This is a genomic window from Brevibacterium sp. VCM10, assembly GCF_000583215.1.
In the GTDB taxonomy this organism is placed as follows: domain Bacteria; phylum Actinomycetota; class Actinomycetes; order Actinomycetales; family Brevibacteriaceae; genus Brevibacterium; species Brevibacterium linens.
Genome location: NZ_JAJB01000019.1, coordinates 1 through 19471, shown reverse-complemented (window position 1 = coordinate 19471; position 19471 = coordinate 1). Strand labels below are relative to the sequence as shown.

At 63.3% G+C, this 19471-nt stretch carries 19 protein-coding genes; 7 read left to right on the top strand and 12 right to left on the bottom strand.

The features are described 5' to 3' along the window. Nucleotides 1–187: 187 nt before the first annotated feature. From AD89_RS0104940 to AD89_RS0104915, 6 genes are all read right to left on the bottom strand, one after another. A complete protein-coding gene (locus AD89_RS0104940; protein WP_025777503.1) occupies nt 188–976 on the bottom strand; it encodes a homing endonuclease associated repeat-containing protein in 789 nt (262 codons plus the stop codon). Nucleotides 977–1013: 37 nt separating this feature from the next. After that, on the bottom strand, nt 1014–1694 hold the full coding sequence (locus AD89_RS0104935; RefSeq protein ID WP_025777502.1) for a hypothetical protein: 681 nt from the start codon (nt 1692–1694) through the stop codon (nt 1014–1016). Nucleotides 1695–1904: 210 nt separating this feature from the next. Further along, the gene (locus tag AD89_RS0104930) at nt 1905–2693 is read right to left on the bottom strand and encodes a helix-turn-helix domain-containing protein (RefSeq protein ID WP_025777501.1); all 789 of its coding nucleotides are present in this window, start codon (nt 2691–2693) and stop codon (nt 1905–1907) included. A 143-nt stretch (nt 2694–2836) separates the two neighbouring features. Beyond that, the gene (locus tag AD89_RS0104925) at nt 2837–3802 is read right to left on the bottom strand and encodes an ArsA family ATPase (protein WP_025777500.1); all 966 of its coding nucleotides are present in this window, start codon (nt 3800–3802) and stop codon (nt 2837–2839) included. Next, the gene (locus tag AD89_RS0104920; protein ID WP_025777499.1) at nt 3793–4083 is read right to left on the bottom strand and encodes a cory-CC-star protein; all 291 of its coding nucleotides are present in this window, start codon (nt 4081–4083) and stop codon (nt 3793–3795) included. The genes AD89_RS0104925 and AD89_RS0104920 overlap by 10 nt, the downstream gene beginning before the upstream one ends. A 4-nt stretch (nt 4084–4087) precedes the next feature. Continuing rightward, nucleotides 4088–5815: a carbon starvation CstA family protein gene (locus AD89_RS0104915; protein WP_025777498.1), complete on the bottom strand. Its 1728-nt coding sequence runs from the start codon at nt 5813–5815 to the stop codon at nt 4088–4090. Between the two features lie 254 nt (nt 5816–6069). Between AD89_RS0104915 and AD89_RS0104910 the strand changes: the two genes are divergently transcribed. Then, the gene (locus AD89_RS0104910) at nt 6070–6534 is read left to right on the top strand and encodes an SRPBCC family protein (protein WP_025777497.1); all 465 of its coding nucleotides are present in this window, start codon (nt 6070–6072) and stop codon (nt 6532–6534) included. A 67-nt stretch (nt 6535–6601) separates the two neighbouring features. Here the strand turns inward: AD89_RS0104910 and AD89_RS0104905 are convergent, their stop codons facing one another. From AD89_RS0104905 to AD89_RS0104895, 3 genes are read right to left on the bottom strand one after another with little or no spacing between them, the layout of a single operon-like run. Next, complete coding sequence (locus AD89_RS0104905; protein ID WP_025777496.1) at nt 6602–6901, bottom strand: hypothetical protein; 300 nt, start codon at nt 6899–6901, stop codon at nt 6602–6604. Further along, a complete protein-coding gene (locus AD89_RS0104900) occupies nt 6898–7308 on the bottom strand; it encodes a VOC family protein (protein WP_025777495.1) in 411 nt (136 codons plus the stop codon). Before AD89_RS0104900 ends, AD89_RS0104905 begins: the two co-directional genes overlap by 4 nt. A gap of 30 nt (nt 7309–7338) precedes the next feature. Further along, nucleotides 7339–7707 (bottom strand): nuclear transport factor 2 family protein, encoded by a 369-nt coding sequence (locus AD89_RS0104895; protein ID WP_025777494.1) that lies wholly within the window; start codon nt 7705–7707, stop codon nt 7339–7341. A 58-nt stretch (nt 7708–7765) separates the two neighbouring features. On the opposite strand from AD89_RS0104895, the gene AD89_RS0104890 reads away from it, so the two are divergent. Further along, complete coding sequence (locus tag AD89_RS0104890; RefSeq protein ID WP_025777493.1) at nt 7766–8431, top strand: hypothetical protein; 666 nt, start codon at nt 7766–7768, stop codon at nt 8429–8431. Nucleotides 8432–8443: 12 nt separating this feature from the next. Continuing rightward, the gene (locus AD89_RS0104885; protein ID WP_025777492.1) at nt 8444–11458 is read left to right on the top strand and encodes a DEAD/DEAH box helicase; all 3015 of its coding nucleotides are present in this window, start codon (nt 8444–8446) and stop codon (nt 11456–11458) included. A gap of 45 nt (nt 11459–11503) precedes the next feature. Here the strand turns inward: AD89_RS0104885 and AD89_RS0104880 are convergent, their stop codons facing one another. After that, the gene (locus AD89_RS0104880) at nt 11504–11761 is read right to left on the bottom strand and encodes a metal-sensitive transcriptional regulator (protein ID WP_051505072.1); all 258 of its coding nucleotides are present in this window, start codon (nt 11759–11761) and stop codon (nt 11504–11506) included. Between the two features lie 189 nt (nt 11762–11950). On the opposite strand from AD89_RS0104880, the gene AD89_RS0104875 reads away from it, so the two are divergent. Next, the gene (locus AD89_RS0104875; protein ID WP_025777490.1) at nt 11951–12136 is read left to right on the top strand and encodes a hypothetical protein; all 186 of its coding nucleotides are present in this window, start codon (nt 11951–11953) and stop codon (nt 12134–12136) included. A 35-nt stretch (nt 12137–12171) separates the two neighbouring features. Continuing rightward, entirely contained in the window at nt 12172–13566 is a 1395-nt protein-coding gene (locus AD89_RS0104870; RefSeq protein WP_025777489.1) for an MBL fold metallo-hydrolase, read from the top strand. A gap of 36 nt (nt 13567–13602) precedes the next feature. Here AD89_RS0104870 and AD89_RS0104865 read toward each other — a convergent pair whose 3' ends face one another. Together AD89_RS0104865 and AD89_RS0104860 are read right to left on the bottom strand one after the other, a co-directional pair. Next, entirely contained in the window at nt 13603–15183 is a 1581-nt protein-coding gene (locus tag AD89_RS0104865; RefSeq protein WP_081770343.1) for an aspartate ammonia-lyase, read from the bottom strand. Nucleotides 15184–15239: 56 nt separating this feature from the next. Beyond that, nucleotides 15240–15563: a CHY zinc finger protein gene (locus AD89_RS0104860; RefSeq protein WP_025777487.1), complete on the bottom strand. Its 324-nt coding sequence runs from the start codon at nt 15561–15563 to the stop codon at nt 15240–15242. Between the two features lie 169 nt (nt 15564–15732). On the opposite strand from AD89_RS0104860, the gene AD89_RS0104855 reads away from it, so the two are divergent. Continuing rightward, nucleotides 15733–16761: a DUF2891 family protein gene (locus AD89_RS0104855; RefSeq protein WP_231488441.1), complete on the top strand. Its 1029-nt coding sequence runs from the start codon at nt 15733–15735 to the stop codon at nt 16759–16761. 145 nt (nt 16762–16906) lie between these two features. Next, the gene (locus AD89_RS19585) at nt 16907–19432 is read left to right on the top strand and encodes a DNA cytosine methyltransferase (RefSeq protein WP_081770342.1); all 2526 of its coding nucleotides are present in this window, start codon (nt 16907–16909) and stop codon (nt 19430–19432) included. Nucleotides 19433–19471 lie beyond the last annotated feature (39 nt).

Sequence of the window (19471 nt, the reverse complement as noted above, 5' to 3'; positions counted from 1 at the left end):
TTCCGTCGTCGGTCATGGCACGAAACCACCGATGCCGACAGCCCCGTCATTCTCGATTGTCCACGGTAGCACCGGTGGGGTCGACAGCGAAGAAGTCCCCGTCAGACAAGTCCCGCAATCTCCGGGACAGCCGTACCGGTGATCAGTCGGTCACGAGGCAGAACCGCACAGTTCCTGCGCTTTCCCCTCACCGCACGGCAGCGAGCGCGGCGCTCCAGGAACCGTAGAACTTCCGCACCGCCGCTGCCGAGGGCACCTCGCCCTTGTGCTCGGCGGCGTATTCCGTGTAGGCCTTGTAGGTCGCGGCGGTGCCGCGCGCTTCGCAGTCGGCGAGGAACTCGGCGATCGCCGTGGCATAGGCATCTGCATCGAAGCGCAGCTGCCCCTTGGCTCGGCCGGTCTTGTTCGTCGCCAGACCTGCTGCCTTGAGCGCTTCGTTCCACGACCCGAACCTCTGCACCGCGGTCTGGCTGGTCGGCGGCCAGTTCGTGGCCCCCTGCGCTGAGGCGGCACCGAGGCTCTCGAGCACCGTCTTGCGCAGCTGGTCGTACCGGCTGGCGGTCAGACTCGGGACCTCCGCCCGGCCACGGACGTACGCAACCGCTGCAGCCACCTCGGCGAGGGTCGATGTCACCGACGACGTCGAGTCGTCGGTCGGCGCGGCTGCTCCGGACTGCGCGGAATCGTCGGTCGGGGCTGAGCTCTCGGACCGACCGGAATCGTCGGTCTGGGCGGTCAGGGCGAGCTCCACCTCGGCGAGGATCTCCTTGTCTGCCGGGCTCAGCTGAGCGGGGTCGGCACTCGCCGGCGTGCCGGGAACGTCGGCGTCGTCGAGGCTGCGTGCGGTGATGAACAGCAGCGCTCCGAGCACGGCCGGTGACGAGGTGTGAGCTTTCCCGGAATCAGACATCCACTCCATCTTACGATCTTCGGGCTCCTGCGCGCCGAGCACCGGGCGGCGGTGGGCGAAAGTCACGGAGCTTCCTCTCTCGCGCAGTGCGAATGTGCCGAATTCAGCCGGCCAGCAGCGTGAGCGCGCCGGTGGCGATGAGAGTGGTCAGGGTCGTCCAAGCGATGATCGCGATGCCCTGCCACAGCAGGATCCACGACGTCTTCACACCCGTGCTGACGAGAATCGTCGAGGTGATCTGAGTGGGAATCGCCAGCGGTCCGAGCAGGCTCGCCCCGGGGACGCCGAAACGGGTGAGAAACTTCTTGAACTTGACTCGCCCTTTGGACTCGGACTTCTCACCCTCACCGAGGTGGCCCTCCGCGGCCGTTCTGCCTGCAGTGATATCGACGGGAGATTCAATCGACGAGAGGTCGGCGGGAGCATCGGTCCCCGACAGATCGGCACCGGAGTTCGACGCCGCGGACTCAGCCGTCACGGCACCGGCATACCCGCCCCCACCGCCTGCGCCGACGGCCGCGAGTTCTCGCTTTCCCCTCTGACGGCTCACGACCGCGCGACGGGCCCGTGCCCCGAGGAGCACGATGACAGTGACGCAGACGAAGTTGCCGATGGCCCCGGCAATGCCGGCGAGCACGGGATTCATCCCAGCCCAGACGCCGATGATCGAGGAGATCTCTCCCTCGATGAAGGGGATGGCTCCGGCGGCGGCGATGATGAACGGCTGGAGCAGGTCGGGAACGTGAGCGGCGAGACCTTGGAAGAATTCGATGATCGGGTTCATGGTGTCCTCCTGAACGTGTTGGTCAGATCCCGGCCCGGAAGAGCCAGATCTGACGGTTGATACGTTCAGTACAGACTGTGTTCTCGGAACAGGGTCAAGCCCTCATCGGCGAACCCTGCGAATCCTCAGTTATATTTCCCAGTCGCTGTCTTCAGCCCTCTCCCTCAGCTCCCTACCTCACTCCTCTTCCTGCGCCTCAGTCCCCCTGCCTCAGCTCTCTTCCACTTGCGCGGCAACGTGCTTGATGAAAGCGGTGAACCTCTCGCGATCTTCGTCTGGAATCTCGAGCGTCGGGAAGACGGAGATGAAGGCGCGCTGGATGACGTCGATCTGCGCGTCGTTGTAGAGCTCGCTGATCGTTCCGATGATCGCGGCCTGTCCCATCTTCACGTCCCCGGTCATCCGATCGGTCGGCGCGAGGAGCCAGGGTTTGGTCTCGAGATGGCGTTTCATGCTCGGAGCGATCTGCTCGGCCAGACGCGTCCGCGTGTCCTCATCGGCATCCTCGGCGAGTTCGTCGATCTCCCGATCGTAGGGTGTGGTCTCGGACATGATGGTTCTCATCTCCGCCAACGCGGAGTCTTCGTAGAGGCTCGAGTAGATGTTCATCAGGCTGCGATCCGCGCTCGACATCCGCGCGGCGATGTCGATGAAACCCGCGGCCGTATCGATCGGCGCCCCGTGTTCGAGGAGTTGGACCACCTCGGCGCGGGCCTTTTCCAAAGCTGCGATCTGCTCATCGAGGTCACCCTCGAGCTGTTTGAGCGCGATCTGCTGCTGCTCGTGGTCGTCGTCGACCGCGCCGATATCGGACAGCGGAATCCCGAGCTCGCGCATTCGCCGGATCTGATGGAGTCGGAGCAGGTGGGAGGCACCGTACTGCTTGTAGCCGTTGCTCATCCGTTCAGGCTCAGTCAGCAGCCCGAGCTTGTGATAATGCCGGACGGTGTTGACCGTGGCGCCGGCCAGACGCGCCAGTTCGCTCGTGCTCCAACCCACGGTCAGGTCCTTCCGCCGGTGCCGTGTCGATCGCGGATGCGCACCAGTCTAATTGGAACGGATGCACAGGTGGAGCCGGATCGGAACGGCCACGCTCGGCACACGGGCGAACGCCCACCGCAGCGCGCAGAGTCCCGCTGGGCTCAGCGCTCGGCGAGCAGAGCCGCGAGACCGGTGATCCCCCCGACCCCGGTCGGTTCGGTCGCGGTCAGCGGCAGCTGTGCCAGCGGAACCGTCGGCACCGCGGACCTCAGCCGTGCCACGTGTTCGTCCTCCCGTTGTCGTCTGTCCGCGAGGAACTCTCCGGCGTCGGCCGGTGAGCGTCGATTGACGACGATCCCGGACAGTTCGATGCCGATTCCGCCGAGGTCGGTGACGAGACCGAGCGTCTCGGCGACGGGCAGCTGTTCGGCGATCGTGACGATGAGGAACCCGGTCTGCCGTGAGTCGGAGATGGACCGTCTCAGCGCGGCGAAGCGATCGCGACGAGCCTGCAGCCTCTGCCGGAGTTCGGCATCCGGCGTCGGCGTCTCCTCCTTGGGGCTGACCAGATGGCGGGCCGCGGCGGCGAAACGCTCGGACCGGTCGCGGTTGGACAGCAGCGTCTCCGCCCAATCGGTCAGACGCTCCGGCAGCGCCAGCAGGTGCAGGGTATGGCCGGTCGGCGCCGTGTCGACGACGACGAGGTCGTAGTCGGCCGCCTCGGCGAGGATCGTCGCGATCCGCTCGAGCACCGCCGACTCGTGGCTGCCGGGAGCCGACCTGGCCGAGGCCAGATGCGCCCGAGCCGCGCGGTGAGTGCTCTCGGGCAGCATCCGCGTCATCATCCGTTCGACTGAGGCGAAGTGCGCGTCGATCGTCGCTTCGGGGTCGACCTCGAGGGCATCGACGAATCCGCGCTCACCCGTATGGACCCGCCGAGGTTCGTCCGCGAGCTCCTGTCCCCAGATGTCGCCGAGGTTGTGCGCCGGATCCGTGGACACGAGCAGGACGCGTCCGCCGTCGTCGGCCCGGGCCATGGCCAGGCCCGAGGAGACAGTCGTCTTCCCCGTCCCGCCCTTGCCGCCGACGAACAGGCACCGGCGGTCGCGCGCGATGTCTAGCAGCATGCGATGTGGTCCAGGGGCGAACGCGGCAGGCCCATGCGGCGATGCCAGGCATGGAAGTTCTCCCACAGGGCGGGCATGAGCTCGGCCGTGTAGTAGGCCGCCGGGTCGGGCACCCCGAGCGCCTCGCCGAGGACGACGACGGTGAAGAAGTCGTCCTCGGCCTGCTGTTCGCGCTTGAGGGTCTGCCGGTAGGGGCCGACGTAGAACTCGACGAGTCCGTCCCGGAACGACGACCACCACTGTCCGAGACCACCCGAGCTCCCGGAATGCGACTGGGACATCGGCTCAGACGTTCTCTCGGGTCGCGACGAGCTTCTCGTCGGCGTCCGGGTCCTCGGGCGGTTCCGCCCATGCTCGCCGCATCGCCTGGATCGCTTCGATCGCCACCCAGATGCTGGCGATGATGATGACGACGTCGATGGCGAAGAGCAGCCAGTCCTGACTTCCCGGCGTGGTGAAGCTGACGAGCTGCTCGATGGCCGCCCAGAACGACATGACGAACACGAACACGAGCGGCACGAGGGCCGGTGCCGGGTTGCGTCGCTTGCGGATGAGGATGACGGCGATGATCGACAGCGACAGGGATGCCATGAGCTGGTTCGTCGTGCCGAACAGCGGCCAGATCCGCAGTCCGCCTTCTCCGCCGAGCCCCTGGGAGAAGGTGAGGCCGAGGCCGATGACGACGACGAGGAGCGTGGCCGGGACGTTCGTGATCTTGATCTTCACGGCATCGCCGACCTCTTGGATGACGAAGCGCAGCAGACGCATGCCGGTGTCCATCGTCGTCGCGGCGAAGAGCACCGCCATGGTTGCGAGCACCGTCGCCGACAGCGATGCCGGCAGGCCGAGGCCGTGCTCCATGAGGGCGCCGCCGCCCTGGACGAAGGCGCCGACTCCGCCTTCGCCGAAGGCCGAGTAGATCTCGTGCCACGCTGCGGTGGACTTGATGCCGCCGATGATGGCCAGCACGGTGCCTAGGGCGAGCAGACCTTCGCCGACAGCCCCGAAGTAGCCGACGAAACGGGCGTCGGTCTCCTTGTCCAGCTGCTTCGAACTCGTTCCCGAGGCGACCATGCCGTGGAACCCGGAGATCGCACCGCAGGCGATCGTGACGAACAGCAGCGGCACCATGCTCGGGGTGCCCTCCGGCACTGCGGTGTTGATGGCGGGGGCGACGATCTCGGGCTTCGTCGCCGAGAACAGGGTCGCCGTGAGCACGGAGCCGAAGAGGAGGATGAGTCCGATGAACAGCTGCACGCCGTTGATGTAGTCGCGCGGCTGCAGCAGGACCCACACCGGAAGCAGCGAGGCGATCGCCCCGTAGGCGAAGAGCACGACGATCCAGAAGGTCGCCGGTCCCACGCCGAGGAAGTCATCGGGCAGGGCGACCGGAACATAGTTGCCGAGCACGATGAGGCCGTAGAGCAGGACGACGCCGACGATGGTGACGGGGATGAGCGGCACCCGCAGACGGTAGACACAGACACCGACGATGAGCGCCACGCCGATCGCACCCCAGGCCGGGATCACGGCAGACGGGGTGCTGATGAGCAGGTTCTTGATGACCACGGCGAAGGCCGCGATGACCATGAGCAGCAGCAGGAAGATGACGATGAGGAAGAGGTTCGCCCCGCGCTTGCCGATATAGCGCGCCGACAGGGCTCCGATCGACCGTCCCTTATTGCGTTCGGAGGCCCAGAGCGTCCCGAAGTCGTGCATGCCTGCGAAGAAGACGGTGCCCAATGTCACCCACAGCAAGGCGGGCAGCCAGCCCCAGATGACGGCGATCGCCGGGCCGACGATAGGCGCGGCTCCGGCCACCGAGGTGAAGTGGTGGCCCCACAGGATGTATTTGTTCGTGGGCACGTAGTCGACCCCGTCGTGGAGTTCGTGCGACGGAGTGGTGAAGGAGTCGTCGAGCTTGAAGATCTTGCGCCCGAGGAACTTCGAGTAGAGGAGATAGCCGGCGATGAGCATCGCCAGCCCGATGATCATAATCAACAGGGAGCCCATGAGGACCCTCCCTTCGGAGTCGAACGATGCTTCTGCGCATCGTCACTGCAGTTCTTCCCAGCATTTTATCAGCGCGCTCGAAGCTCTCCGTCAATACCGCCTCGGCGTCACCGGATTGAGACCTGCCGGCCGCGCATCCGCCACGGCCGACCCCTCTAGCCGCCGCACCGGAGACGGTATAGCGTGGCGACCGGGCACCGGTCTCCCGTGCCGGCGCCCTGAGATCTGATGACCGTCAACGAAAGGCGAAGTCAATGACCGATACGAAAATCAGCGCTTCGAGAACGATCGATGCGGCACCCGAGGACATCTTCGACGTCCTCAACAATCCGGAGCGTCACGCGCAGCTCGACGGTTCGGGCATGGTGGTCTCCGATGACACGAGCGATCGCATCACCAGGACCGGTCAGAAGTTCACCATGAACATGCAGTGGGATCAGATGGGCGGCGACTACAAGACCGACAACCACGTCATCGGCTATGAGGAGAACAAGCTGCTGGCCTGGAAGACCGCGCCGGCAGGCGAAGAACCTCCGGGCTGGGAGTGGGTCTGGGAACTCACGCCGCTGGGTCGGCACTCGACCGAGGTCTCTGTCACCTACGACTGGAGCGCGGTGACCGACAAGGAGCTGCTCAAGAAGATCAGCTTCCCCGTCGTCAGCGAACAGGACCTCGAGTCCTCACTCGGCAATCTCGCCGCAGCGGTCTCGCAGGACTGAACGCTGCCGGGAATCCGCTGGACAACCCTGCGGAGCGCCCGCTCGCTTCCGGCGGCCCTGAGCGAACTCACCGCAGTTCGCTCAGGGCCGCTTCCGCACGCGCACGCCGATCCTCTATCGCCATCTCCCACCAGTAGTCGGCACGTTCGCCGAGCCCGATCTTCGCGGCGTTCACCCGCCGCCGGGCTTCGGCCAGATCGTCCTCCGCACCCGCCTTCTTCGCTTTCCCGACAGCGTTTCGTGCCGCACCGAGGTGGCTCTTGAGCTCCTCGACCACGCGCGGTTCCAGGCCCGGATCGGTTCGTCGCCACCGGCGTCCTTTGACGATCAGCCACTTCTCGTCGTCGGTGTACTCGTCCACGCTCATCCGACGAAGACGCAGAACGGGTGGCCGGAGGGATCGGCGAAGACGTACAGCGGCTCGTCGTCATCGGCGGCGCGGTCGAGCAGCAGCCGGGCACCCAAGTCCTCCGCCCGCTCACGCTGGCACTCGAGGGCATCCCGGTCCGACACCGTGAAGTCAAGGTGCATCTGCATCGGCACATCGGGCCGCGGCCAAGTGGTGTGTTCGAACTGGTCGACCTGCTGAAAAGCCAGCTTCCGATGCCCCTGTGCGTCGGTGAGCACCAACCAGTCTGTTTCGTCGACCTCGCTTGTCGACGGCTCGTCACCAGGGCGATAGATGTAGCCGAGCAGGAGTCGGTAGAACTCGGCTGATCGTCTCGGCTCTGTCGTGTCGATGACGGTGTGCAGCAGCTGCGGATACTCAGTCATGCAACGTCCCCCTCTCCCGTCTCGCAGGGTTCATCCGTACTCCAGCGGGGTGAGCACGGCGATCTTCCAGCCCTCGTCGGTCCGCACGAGCTGGTACATATTCCGCTCGTCGGGGGCACCTCCGTGGTAGGTCCAAGTGACGTCGACCCAGATGCTGTGTGCGGTCGATGCAGCCACCTCGACAGCGGTGTCGACCTCAGTCACCCCGTCGTACTGCCCGACGGCTTGTGCGAAGAAGTCACGGGTCTGTCCCGCATCGGTGACCAGGATCCGCTGCCCAGGGAACTCGATGAGCGCCGGCACCGCGTAGTGCTCGGCGATCGCCGCCGCCTCCCGATCGATCAGGGCACGGGTGTAGGAGTCGAAGAACTGTGTGTGAACCTCATTGTTCTCATTCATAGGGACCAGGCTACTCCGCGCCCCTGACACCGACCGAGGCCCGTATCCTGGGAATGCCATGACTGATCATCCGACGCCTGCGTCCCGCGAAGACCGCTGGCGCAGCCGTTTGGCCATGCCGGTGCTCATCGCCGCACTCGTGTCGATTCCCGCCGTGTTCCTCTCCTTCCTCTCGGAGCCGTGGAGCGCCGCCGGCCGCATCGTCAATCTCCTCTCCGGGCTCGTGCTCGTGGGCGAGACGCTCATCCTCTTCATCGTCTCCGAGGACCGTGTCGCGTGGCTGCGCCGCCACCTGTGGCTCATCGTCCTCACCATCCTCATCATCCTCGGCGTGCTCTTCGCCCTCGGACCCGTGCAGCTCTTCCGCCTCATCCGCCTCATCGGTGCCCTGCGGATCCTGCGCACCGGGCGGATCATCAAGGCCGGCCGGCTCCTGTCCCACCACGTCGACGGCCGATGGAATCGCCTCGCGGCTCTCGGCGTCTCCGTCCTCGTCGCGATCTTCACCGCTGCAACGCTGGCGGATCCGACGTCGACGCTGCGCGGCCTCCTCCACGAGGTGCTGCCCTTCCGCTTCGGACCGATCGCCGTCGTCGCCTCCGGACTCGTGCTCGCGGTCGCAACCTTCATCGTCCTCTTCGACCGCAGCTCACGCGCGGACGCCTCAGACGAAGATGCCCAGGACGAGGACGACCGAACGACGACCGACGACGGTGAGCGGTGAGAGGATGTCTCCGTGCCCGAAAATCGACCGACCCCCACCGCCATCCCCGCCGATTGGCGTGATGCCTTCGCCCCACTCGCCGAGGCGGCTCCGCACTCACACACGCCCGTGGCCCTGGGATTCGAGCTCGTCCAGGTCATCCCCCGCACATGGTTCGAAGCCCAGCACTCCGTCGTCCTCGACAAGGACGACGTCACCCCGGGCGCGAATCCGAGCCTCGCGATCCGCCCGCTCATGCTCAGCGAATCCGGCAACTGGGTGAAGAAGTCCCTGACCTGGCGCACCATCGACCGCATGGCCCGGCAGTTCGACATCGACCCGGCCCACCAGGAATGGTTCACCCAACTCGCGGGACTACGCACCCGCGGGAAGACCGACTTCACGCCCGACGGTGCGCCGTACCACCTCGGCGATTTCCGCACTCCCCTGCTGTGGGATCACTTCACGCAGGGAAAGAAACTCGGCATCGAATTCGTCGGCATCAATCCGGCCATGACCATCCGCATCGGTCACAACGCGAAAGCCGCCATCGACATCCGCCGCAGCCAGAACCGCCTGAACGTGCAGACTCGGGCGACCATCGACGAACGCGAATATACCCCCGGGCTGATCAAACCGATCTGGACGCACGGCTTCTTCGGCATCGACGTCACCAGCGGTTTCACCGTCACCCTCGCCCCTGCGGAGACCCCAACGAAGGAATCCGCGCTGCCCGTGCTCCAGTCCCCCGGGCCGATCACGATCCCCGCGGCCGAGGCCGAAGAGTTCTTCGAGGAGTACTACCCGCAGCTGCGCTCCAGCGCCGAGGTCATCAGCAGCGACGCCACCGTCACCTTCCCGCAGTACGGCCACCCCCGCCTCGTCGTCTTCGCCGCATTCGGCGCCGGCGACAAACTCTCCTTACGCTGGTACTGGGAATACCAGGGACCCCGCCGCACCTTTCCCGTCATCGACCGATTGAGGCTCAGCGCCGCCTCGGCGAGGGAATACGCGGAGCAACGCGAACTCGACTTCGAAGATGCCGTCGTCACCGAGGTCGACAAACTCCTTGCCGACACCCATGAAACCGGCTCCGCCCTGCCGACCATCAGAGACGTCGAACTCGACGACGCCGACACCGCGGATTTCGTCGTCAACGTCCTGCCCGGGCTCGAAGAGATCGAACACGTCAAGGTCATCACGCGCGGGAAGAAGCAGCCGTACCGGGAGCTCGGCGGGGAGCCGAACGTGAAGATCACCTCGGTCGAATCGGACAAGAACGACTGGTTCGACCTCGGCTTCCAGATCAGCATCGACGGCCGCCCGGTCCCCTTCGTCAAGCTGTACAAGGCGCTGGCAGCCGGGACGAAGAAGATCAAGCTCTCCGACGACTCGTTCCTTTCGCTGAACAAGCCGATCTTCGACAAGCTCAAGGCCCTCCTCGCCGAGGCGGACCTCATCCCCGAATGGGAGCCCGGAGCACCGAAGATCTCCCGCATGCATGTGGGTCTGTGGTCGGATTTCGAGGACCTCGCCGACGGGTCCGAACCAGCCGTGACCTGGCGAGACTCAGTGCGTGCCCTGGCCGACCTCGAACACCTGCCCGCCACCGGGGTCCCCGACCTGAACGGTGCGACACTGCGCCCGTATCAGGTGCAGGGATTCCGCTGGTTGGCACTGCTCTACCGGTGCCGCCTCGGCGGGATCCTCGCCGACGACATGGGCTTGGGCAAGACCCTGCAGACGCTCGCGCTCATCGCGCACGCGAAAGCGAGCGCTCCGTTCCTCGTCGTCGCTCCGACCTCGGTCGTCCCGAACTGGGTGAAGGAAGCGACCGCGTTCACCCCTGACCTCGATGTCCGCGTCATCGCGGAGTCGACTCGGGCGCGTGGGATCGACCTCGCCGAGGTGGTCCGTGGTGCCGATGTCATCGTCATGTCGTATGCGATGCTGAGATTAGAGGAGACCCCGATCTCGCGGATGGAGTGGGCGGGGCTCATACTCGACGAGGCGCAGTTCGTGAAGAACTCCTCCGCACAGACGCACCTGGCGGCGAAGGAAGTACGGGCACCGTTCCGCTTGGCGCTGACCGGGACTCCGTTGGAGAACTCGCTCAAGGACGTGTGGTCACTGTTTTCGATCACGGCACCCGGACTGTTTCCAAGCCCGCATCGGTTCGAGGAGGAATACGTCCGACCGATCGAGTCGGGTGAGAACCCGGGACGGATGCAGCGCCTGCAGCGGCGGATCCGGCCGTTCATGATGCGGCGGACGAAGGATCTCGTCGCCGCTGACCTGCCGGAGAAGCAGGAGCAGGTCATCTCTGTCGAACTCAGTCCCGCGCACCGGAGACTCTACGATCGGATTCTGCAGAAGGAGCGGAAGAAGATCCTCGGGTTCATCGACAGCGAATACGACAAGCAGCGGTTCATCGTCTTCCGGTCGCTGACCCTGCTGCGGATGCTCGCACTCGACCCCTCGATCGTCGATGCCGAACACGCTGAGGTGCCGTCGTCGAAGTTGGCTGCGCTCCTGGAGCGGCTCGACGATGTCATCGCCGAGGGGCATCGGTCGATCGTGTTCAGCCAGTTCACGTCGTTCCTGACCAATGTCGCCGCGGAGCTCGACGTTCGCGGGATTCCCTATGTCGTCCTCGACGGGTCGACGCGCAATCGCGGGGCGGTCGTTGATGCGTTTCGGTCGGGTGAGGTGCCGGTGTTCCTCATCAGTCTCAAGGCCGGCGGGTTCGGGCTCAACCTCACCGAGGCGGACTACGTCTTCCTCATGGATCCGTGGTGGAATCCCGCCTCGGAGAATCAGGCGATCGACCGGGCGCACAGGATCGGGCAGACGAAGAACGTCATGGTCTACCGCTATGTCGCCGAGGGCACGATCGAGCAGAAGGTGCTGGCGCTGCAGAAGCGCAAGGCCGAACTCTTCGACGACCTCATGTCCGACGCCGGCACCTACCAGGGTCGCGGCCCCGGCGGTCAGGCGTTCAGTCAGACGGTCACGGCCGCAGACATCAAGGGGCTGCTCGAGGGGTAGGGGCCGTAGGCACATGCCCCGTCAGGCATTGCGTCAGGCACCCCGTCACGCCATGGAGAGGAAGAGCTTCTCGAGCTCGTCGGTGCGCACATCGTCCTCGTCGTCCTCGAGGCATTCCCGCAGCGCCGTCGAGATGATGAGGAAACCGGCCCGATCGAGGGCCTTCGACACCGCTGAGAGCTGATGGATGACGTCGCGGCAGTGACTTCCGTCCTCGACCGCGGTGATCACCGCACCGAGCTGCCCCTGTGCCCGACGCAGTCGGTTGAGGATCTTCTTCTGCGCAGCAGGGTCGGCCAGCATCCGCTCCCCCGGGTCTCCCTCTGCCCCTGTCGGCTCGGTCAGAGCTGTGTCGCGTTCGCTCATCGTCGTCCTTTCACATTCTCGATGTTGACATCAACTATACCCCTAAGGGTATATTGAATGCATACCCCCGAGGGTATATGAAACCAATGATGAACAGGCCCGCGATGGCCGAAGAAGGAGACAGCTATGTGTCGAGCAGCGACGTGCCGAGTGTGCGGAAAGACCACGTGGGCAGGATGCGGACAGCACATCCAGTCGGTGAAGAGCACGGTCCCGGCCGGCCAGTGGTGCAACGGCAAGCACACCCAGGCCGAAGAGGATGCGGCCCGAGCGGCCAAGCCCGGCTTCTTCTCCCGCCTCTTCGGCCGCTGACCAGACACCCCCTCGACCACGGAAAGAAGACTCCCATGCTCCTCGAACGCATCTTCGACGCCGACCTCGCCCACGCCAGCTACGTCATCGCCTGCCAGGCCAGCGGGGAAGCGATCGTCGTCGATCCCCGCCGGGACATCGCGGTCTACCGCGACTTCGCCGACCGCCATGGACTGACGATCACCGCCGTCACCGAGACCCACATCCACGCCGACTACCTCTCCGGCAACCGCGAACTCGCCGCAGCCACCGGCGCGACGATGTACGTCTCCGACGAAGGCGGACCCGACTGGTCCTACGGGGCGGGCTTCGACGACGCGGTGCGCCTGCACGACGGTGACGAGATCGCCCTCGGCAACATCACCCTGCGCGCCTCGCACACCCCCGGCCACACTCCCGAGCACCTGTCGTTCCTCGTCACCGACGGTGCCCAGGCCGACGCACCGGGGTTCATGCTCACCGGCGACTTCGTCTTCGTCGGAGACATCGGACGCCCGGATCTCCTCGACGAGGCGGCCGGCGGCTCCGACACCCGCTTCGCCGGTGCCCGCGACCTTTTCGCCAGCCTCCGCGACCGCCTGCTCACCCTCCCCGACTACGTGCAGATCCTGCCCGCCCACGGCGCCGGAAGCGCCTGCGGGAAGGCCCTGGGGGCCGTTCCGACGACCACCGTCGGCTACGAGCGCGCTTTCGCCTGGTGGTCGCCGTTCCTCGAGAGCGGCGATGAGCAGGGCTTCGTCGACGAACTGCTGTCCGGGCAGCCCGACGCCCACGCCTACTTCGCCAGGATGAAGACCGAGAACCGGGAGGGCCCGTCACTCCTCGGCGCACTCGGCGAGCTCGAGGAATTCGACGCCGGTCGCGTGCAGGAGAGGATCGAGGAGGGCTCGGCGGCTTTCATCGACACCCGTCCGACCGCAGACGTCCATGCCGGGACCCCGGCCGGGGCCCTGCACATCCCGGGGTCCGGAAAGGCCGCGAGCTTCGGAGCCTGGGTCTTCGACCCGGCCTCAGAGTCAACGCCGATCATCGTCCTCGCCGACGACGCCGAGCAGGCGGCAGAGTTCCGCAATCATCTCATCAGGGTCGGGATCGACACGGTCACCGGCTACGTGACCTCGCTTGCCGGAATGGATCTGCAGCCGGTCGAGCTGGTCGCCCCGGCGAACCTGGCAGACGCAGCCGACATCCGCCTCGTCGATGTCCGTTCGAAGAACGAGCACGCCGGCGGCCACATCCCCGGTGCGACCCAACTCAGCGGCGGCCGCGCCCTGTGGGAACTCGACCGCCTGCCCAGCGACGGCCGGATCGTCACCTACTGCCAGAGCGGCACCCGCAGCAGCATCACCGCCAGCGCCCTGCGCCGTGCCGGATACCGGGTCGCCGAGCTCGCCGGCTCCTACGATGCCTGGCGGTCCCCCGAGTCCTGATCCGGCACAGGGAGCTGCGGGCCCTCCGCGGCCCGCTCACCCCTCCGGGTCGGGAATGATCGGAAGCTCGGTGGTCACCTCATCCCGGGGAACCGCCTCGGCGCTAGTGGCGGTGTTGTCCACGGAATCATCGGCGGACATGCCGGTCAGCCGTTCGGGGCGGAGGATCTCGCCGAGCTCATTCCGCTCGAGCAGTCCGTGCTCGACGACGAGATCGGCGATGGGTTCGTTCTTCGCCAATGCTTCCTTCGCCAGTTTTGCTGCGGCGACATAGCCGATGACCGGGGCGAGCGCGGTGATGACGGTGACCGAGCGGTCGACGGTGTCTTCGATGTGCGCCTCGTTGGCGGTGATGCCGTTGACGCAGTTGATGCGGAAGGTCTGGGCGGCGCGCTCTAACCACGTGATCGATTGGAACAGCGAGTGGGCGATGATCGGTTCGAAGGCGTTGAGCTGCAGCTGCCCGCCTTCGACGGCCATCGACACGGTGACGTCGGCGCCGGCCACGGAGTACGCGACCTGGGACACCGCCTCGGGGATGACGGGATTGACCTTGCCGGGCATGATCGACGATCCCGCCTGGCGGGCGGGCAGGTTGATCTCACCGATGCCGGCCTGCGGCCCCGAGGACAGCAGGCGCAGGTCGTTGGCGATCTTCGACATCTTCAGCGCGCTGCGCTTGAGCGCACCCGAGAAGGTGATGAAAACACCGGTGTCGGAGGTGGATTCGACGAGGTCGCCGGCCGTTTTCAGGTCGAGTCCGGTGATCTGCCGCAGGTGCTTGATGACCGCTTCCTTGTACCCGACCGGGGCGTTGATCGAGGTGCCGATGGCGGTGGCGCCCATGTTCACTTCGCCGAGGAGGGCGACGGCTTCCTCGAGACGTTCGACGTCCTCGCGCAGGGTGGTGGCGAAGGCGTTGAACTCCTGGCCGAGCGTCATCGGCACGGCGTCCTGGAGCTGGGTGCGCCCGACTTTGACGATGTGGGCGAACTCGCGCCCCTTCGCGGCGAAAGCATCGGCAAGGAGCGTGAGTTCGCCGAGGAGGTTCTGCAGTGAGAACGCCAGCGCGATCTTGATCGCGGTCGGGTAGGTGTCGTTCGTCGACTGGCTGTGGTTCGTGTGGTCGTTGGGGTGGATGAACGCGTAGTCGCCCTTGGAGCGGCCGGCGATCTCGAGGGCACGGTTGGTGATGACCTCGTTGGCGTTCATGTTCGTCGAGGTGCCGGCTCCGCCCTGGACGACGCCGACGGCGAACTGGTCGTGGAGCTTGCCGGACTTGATCTCTTCGCAGGCGGCGTCGATGAGGTTCGCACGCTGGTCGTCGAGCGCACCGATCTCGGCGTTGGCTCGGGCTGCGGCCTGTTTGACGCAGGCGAAGGCGCGGACGAAGTCGGGGTAGACGGAGATGGGGCGGCGGGCGATGGGGAAGTTCTCGTTCGCCCGGGCAGTGTGCACACCCCAGTAGGCGGTGTCGGGGATCTCGAGGCTGCCGATCGAGTCGGTCTCAGTGCGGGTGGGGAGGTTCTGGCTGGTGGGGATCTGGTTCGTCGAAGTCGGCGAGGTGAGGGGAAGAGAGGCGGTGTTGGGATCTGCGGAGGCGTTCGACTCAGTCATAGTGGTTTCAGAATCTCACATTTCAGCCGCCGACCGAAGGGGTGATCTGTGTGAGATCAGGAACCGAAGTAGTAGTCCGAATGGGCGGCACAGCGGGGGTTGAATGCGGCCTCGCAGTTCGGGCAGCTGTCGGCTGCTTTGTAGGCCGTGATCGTCAGTTCGGTCCAGCAGTGCCCGCACAGGATGGCGGGCTGATCGAACTTCTCTGGTGGCCACTGCTGTGCGGGATGGTTCGCGACCTCCGAGTGGCAAAGGTGGCAAGGATAGTAGCGGTCGCAACAGGCGAAGCGGATAGCGATGATGTCGAGTTCGGTCGCGTAGTGAACGCACCGAGTGTGCTGATCGACCGTCGGGCCGAATACTGCGGGGGTCCGCGTCATTGCCTGCCTCTCCTTCCTGCTCGTCGCGACTTGGACTGATCCTGGTCCGATCCAGCCTAGCCGCTGCGGTTCGCCACCTGGTCCGGTGATCATCCCAGTAGAGTGGAAGACCCCGAGCCGATGAGGATCCATGCCGCAGATTGACGACTATGTCCACCCCTTCGCCGAGGTGGCGCTGAACAACATCACCCGTGAGTATCCGTTTGCCTCCCATCATCTGGCGCGGAGTTTGGCCGATATCGTGCCCGCGGCCGAGAAGAACCCGGCGTTCGCAAATTCCTATGACTGGCATTCGAGCGTGCACATGCATTACCTGCTGGCGTCACTGCTGGAGACGGAGGTAGCGCAGGAAGCGGGTTGGCGCGAACGCGCGATTGAGGTTCTGGCTTCACACCTGAGCGAGGAGAATATGCTCGCCGAGGCAGCCTTCCTTCATGAGAATCCTTCGTGGGAGCGGCCGTATGGCTGGGCGTGGGCGGTCGAGCTCAATCGGGTGCTGAATGCCAATGACCTTGCGGAGTTGCGGGCACTCGGCGCAAACACTCAAGTACTCGCGGATACCGTCTTCGATCTATCAGCGACGTGGCTGCCGAAGGTGGCCGAGCCGGTTCGTCATGGGGTGCACTCGAACACCGCATTCGGGCTGCGTCGGATTCTCATCGGTGCCCGGGCGGCTGACCGCCACGATGTCGTCGATGTCATCGCAGGTGCGGCACGCCGATTCTATTCGGAAGACGCCGCTTGGAACTTCAGCCAGGAGCGCAGCGGCCACGACTTCCTCTCCCCCGGCCTATGCGAGGCCGACCTCATGGCCGAAGCCTTCACCGAGGACGAGTTGGCAACGTGGCTGCCCGGTTTCTTGTCCGAGCTCTCTCCCGAATCACCGGCGCTCACCCCGGTCAAGGTCCTCGACCCGACCGATGGACACCAGAGCCACCTCTACGGGCTGGGACTCTCGGTCGCGGCATCGGTGATGCGGTTGGCGCCGAGGCTGGAGGTGATCGCTGAAGATACTGGCCACGATGAGCTCATGGCTCAAGCAAAAGGCATGCTCACACGAGTCGAATCACTGATAGCGCCCGGCCTAGAAGCCGCGGTGTCAGACGAGTATGTGTCGTCCCATTGGCTCGCGACTTTCGCGTGGGAGACATACGCACAGCTGTCGCACCGCGCTCACGCAGGACTCGAACCCCTCTAGTCGCTCTCCAATCGACGGGTTCATCCATAAAATCACGCATCCCATCAGCCCACATGAACCCAACGAAGGAAAATAAACAACAATCACATCGAAAACCTCCTTCGCGACAACATCATGTCAGTTCAGTGGGGTACCCTGAAACACGATGGACACCAATCAGAGTTACGTTTCCCTATTCAGTAGCGCAGGACTCGGCTGCTTCGGCTTCAAGCAAGCCGGGTTCGAATGTGTAGCGACTGCAGAACTGCTGCCCCGGCGGCTTGAGGTCCAAAAAGCTAACTCCGTAGCAACAGCAGCGGACGCATACATCCTGGGCGACCTCAGTCAGGAACTCATTCGCGAAGAGCTTTTCGCCCAGGTGAACAACTGGACTAAAAAGAAGAAACAAGAACTCACTGCCGTTATCGCAACTCCGCCTTGCCAAGGAATGTCAGTCGCAAACCACAAAAAAGGCAACGAACTTGCGAGAAATTCTCTCGTAGTCCACTCATTAGAGATTATCCAGTCCTTGAAGCCAAAGTTCTTCGTACTCGAAAACGTACGAGCCTTTTTGACTTCCGCCTGCTTAGATAGCGATGGGGAAACACGTACCATAAAAGATGCTATCGAGAGGCACCTCGCAGGCGAGTACAGCATCAAATCCGATGTCATCAACCTCAAGGATTTCGGGTCGCCGTCCAGCCGCACCCGAACTTTGGTGATCGGAGTCCGGCGAGATTTGCATGATGTTACACCAAACTCAATATGGCCCGCGAGAGTCCCCGCTCCCACCCTAGAGAACCTAATCTCCGATCTGCCTCGACTAGCTACTATGGGACAGATTTCCAAGGACGACATATATCATGGATTCCGCTCTTACGACCCCCGAATGCGCCCGTGGATTAAAGACCTAAATCCGGGCGAATCGGCGTTCCAGAACGCGCCAGCTAAACTACGCCCACATCGCATCATTGACGGACGAATAGTTGAAAACAAGTCGTCCAACGGCGATAAGTACCGCCGAGCGCTATGGGGCAAAGTGGCACCGTGCGTACACACGCGCAACGACATCCTGGCCAGCCAATCAACAGTTCACCCCGAAGACGACCGAGTGTTCAGTATTCGTGAACTGTCCCGGATGATGGGAGTGCCAGACGATTTCCAATGGGCAAACTTTCCGCTCGAAGAACTAAACGAACTGCCGTTAGATAGTAAACGCGAATTCCTTCGAACTCATGAAATAAATATTCGGCAGTGTCTTGGCGAGGGCGTACCAACACCGGTCTTTAAGTCGATTGCATCAAACATCAGGGACTGCCGCCCAACTATGCTGAAAGCCGGTAGGCCACCTAAGCTCGACCCAGAATCGAAGTCAACGCCTAACACAGCTGAGTACTTGAGGTACACGCAACCAACGTCGGAGCAAGCCAAGAAACACGCAGCCTATTACACTCGCCAAGACACGGTCTTTAATCTACTCAGCAGTGTAGGGCCGCCTAAGCCTAAACGCCCATTGAGAATCTTGGAACCATCAGTCGGTGCGGGGGCATTCCTACCAGAGCTATTCGCAAAATTCGACAAGAATCCAGTAACGCTGGACTTGGTCGACATCGACGATGATGCACTAGACCAGACCAAACAGCTGCTTGACCTCGTCGGTGTACCAGATAATTTTACGATCAACTATTTCAAGCAAGACTTCCTAACCGAATTTACAAGGTCTGGTTATGACTACGTAATTGGTAACCCGCCATTTGGTCTCACAGGGCCATCCAACCCGAAAGTTGACTCAAGCTTTGGAATACGCGAGATATATGGTAAGTTCCTCGAAAAGTCTATGAGGATAGCAAAACAAGTATCGTTCGTAATTCCGAAATCATTCCTTAGCTCGAGAGAAATGCACTCCATTCGTGGCCACATAGCTGATCAACTCGCAATAACAGCAATCGACGACTATGGAGAGGACGCGTTCCACACAATTAATATTGAGACGATCGGACTCTCAATATCATCAGCAGCAGTTCCGTCAACCACGCAAATCACATCCACACCTCTCAAAATGAGAAAACGGGTTAATCAGCACTACATTACGACGTCCACTTTTCCGTCATGGGTGATCTACCGGAACTCTTTTTTCGATGAGGTGGTTAAGAAACTTCATCTTGGCACACACACCCCTTACCGGGATAGGAAGATCACTAAATCGCACACAGGCCCGACCGGTGACGTGGCAATAATTAGAGCCCGGAACATCAAAAATGGTGCCATCGAAACCAACAATGTACCAATAGAATATGGAGACAATTCGTTAGTACCATCTAGCTTCAAGTCGATGGTAGCCGGCAAGAAAGCCCTTGTGGTGCCCAACCTTTCCTATTATCCTCGCGCGAGCGTACTTCCCGAAGGGTCATACGTAGATGGCTCGGCAGCGGTTTTGGTGCCCATCGAGCATACAAGAGCAAGCACGAACATCGAATTCTTTTCGTCTCAAGACTTCTTCTACTTCTATAGAATAGCCAGAAACTATTCGACTCGATCCTTGAATGTCGACTCGATATCGTCCTTTTTCTGGGGGACTCCCAAAGAAAGTTATACGCCGTTGTTACCATCAGAAGATTTCGCCCCGACATCCGCGCTGCTGTTTAAGGTACCTCAATGGGATGACGCGAGAGACCGTTGGGTTGTCAAGTAGGTACAGTTAGCGACATTCATGTAGGGAAGCGGCATTCGG

What these genes read in the sequence shown, in the direction of transcription:
- AD89_RS0104935 (WP_025777502.1), bottom strand. Translation starts at nt 1,694, where the DNA reads ATGAACCCGATCATCGAATTCTTCCAAGGTCTCGCCGCTCACGTTCCC.
- AD89_RS0104925 (WP_025777500.1), bottom strand. Translation starts at nt 3,802, where the DNA reads ATGCTGCTAGACATCGCGCGCGACCGCCGGTGCCTGTTCGTCGGCGGC.
- AD89_RS0104920 (WP_025777499.1), bottom strand. Translation starts at nt 4,083, where the DNA reads ATGTCCCAGTCGCATTCCGGGAGCTCGGGTGGTCTCGGACAGTGGTGG.
- AD89_RS0104915 (WP_025777498.1), bottom strand. Translation starts at nt 5,815, where the DNA reads ATGGGCTCCCTGTTGATTATGATCATCGGGCTGGCGATGCTCATCGCC.
- AD89_RS0104910 (WP_025777497.1), top strand. Translation starts at nt 6,070, where the DNA reads ATGACCGATACGAAAATCAGCGCTTCGAGAACGATCGATGCGGCACCC.
- AD89_RS0104905 (WP_025777496.1), bottom strand. Translation starts at nt 6,901, where the DNA reads ATGAGCGTGGACGAGTACACCGACGACGAGAAGTGGCTGATCGTCAAA.
- AD89_RS0104900 (WP_025777495.1), bottom strand. Translation starts at nt 7,308, where the DNA reads ATGACTGAGTATCCGCAGCTGCTGCACACCGTCATCGACACGACAGAG.
- AD89_RS0104895 (WP_025777494.1), bottom strand. Translation starts at nt 7,707, where the DNA reads ATGAATGAGAACAATGAGGTTCACACACAGTTCTTCGACTCCTACACC.
- AD89_RS0104890 (WP_025777493.1), top strand. Translation starts at nt 7,766, where the DNA reads ATGACTGATCATCCGACGCCTGCGTCCCGCGAAGACCGCTGGCGCAGC.
- AD89_RS0104880 (WP_051505072.1), bottom strand. Translation starts at nt 11,761, where the DNA reads ATGCTGGCCGACCCTGCTGCGCAGAAGAAGATCCTCAACCGACTGCGT.
- AD89_RS0104875 (WP_025777490.1), top strand. Translation starts at nt 11,951, where the DNA reads ATGTGTCGAGCAGCGACGTGCCGAGTGTGCGGAAAGACCACGTGGGCA.
- AD89_RS0104870 (WP_025777489.1), top strand. Translation starts at nt 12,172, where the DNA reads ATGCTCCTCGAACGCATCTTCGACGCCGACCTCGCCCACGCCAGCTAC.
- AD89_RS0104865 (WP_081770343.1), bottom strand. Translation starts at nt 15,183, where the DNA reads ATGACTGAGTCGAACGCCTCCGCAGATCCCAACACCGCCTCTCTTCCC.
- AD89_RS0104860 (WP_025777487.1), bottom strand. Translation starts at nt 15,563, where the DNA reads ATGACGCGGACCCCCGCAGTATTCGGCCCGACGGTCGATCAGCACACT.
- AD89_RS19585 (WP_081770342.1), top strand. Translation starts at nt 16,907, where the DNA reads ATGGACACCAATCAGAGTTACGTTTCCCTATTCAGTAGCGCAGGACTC.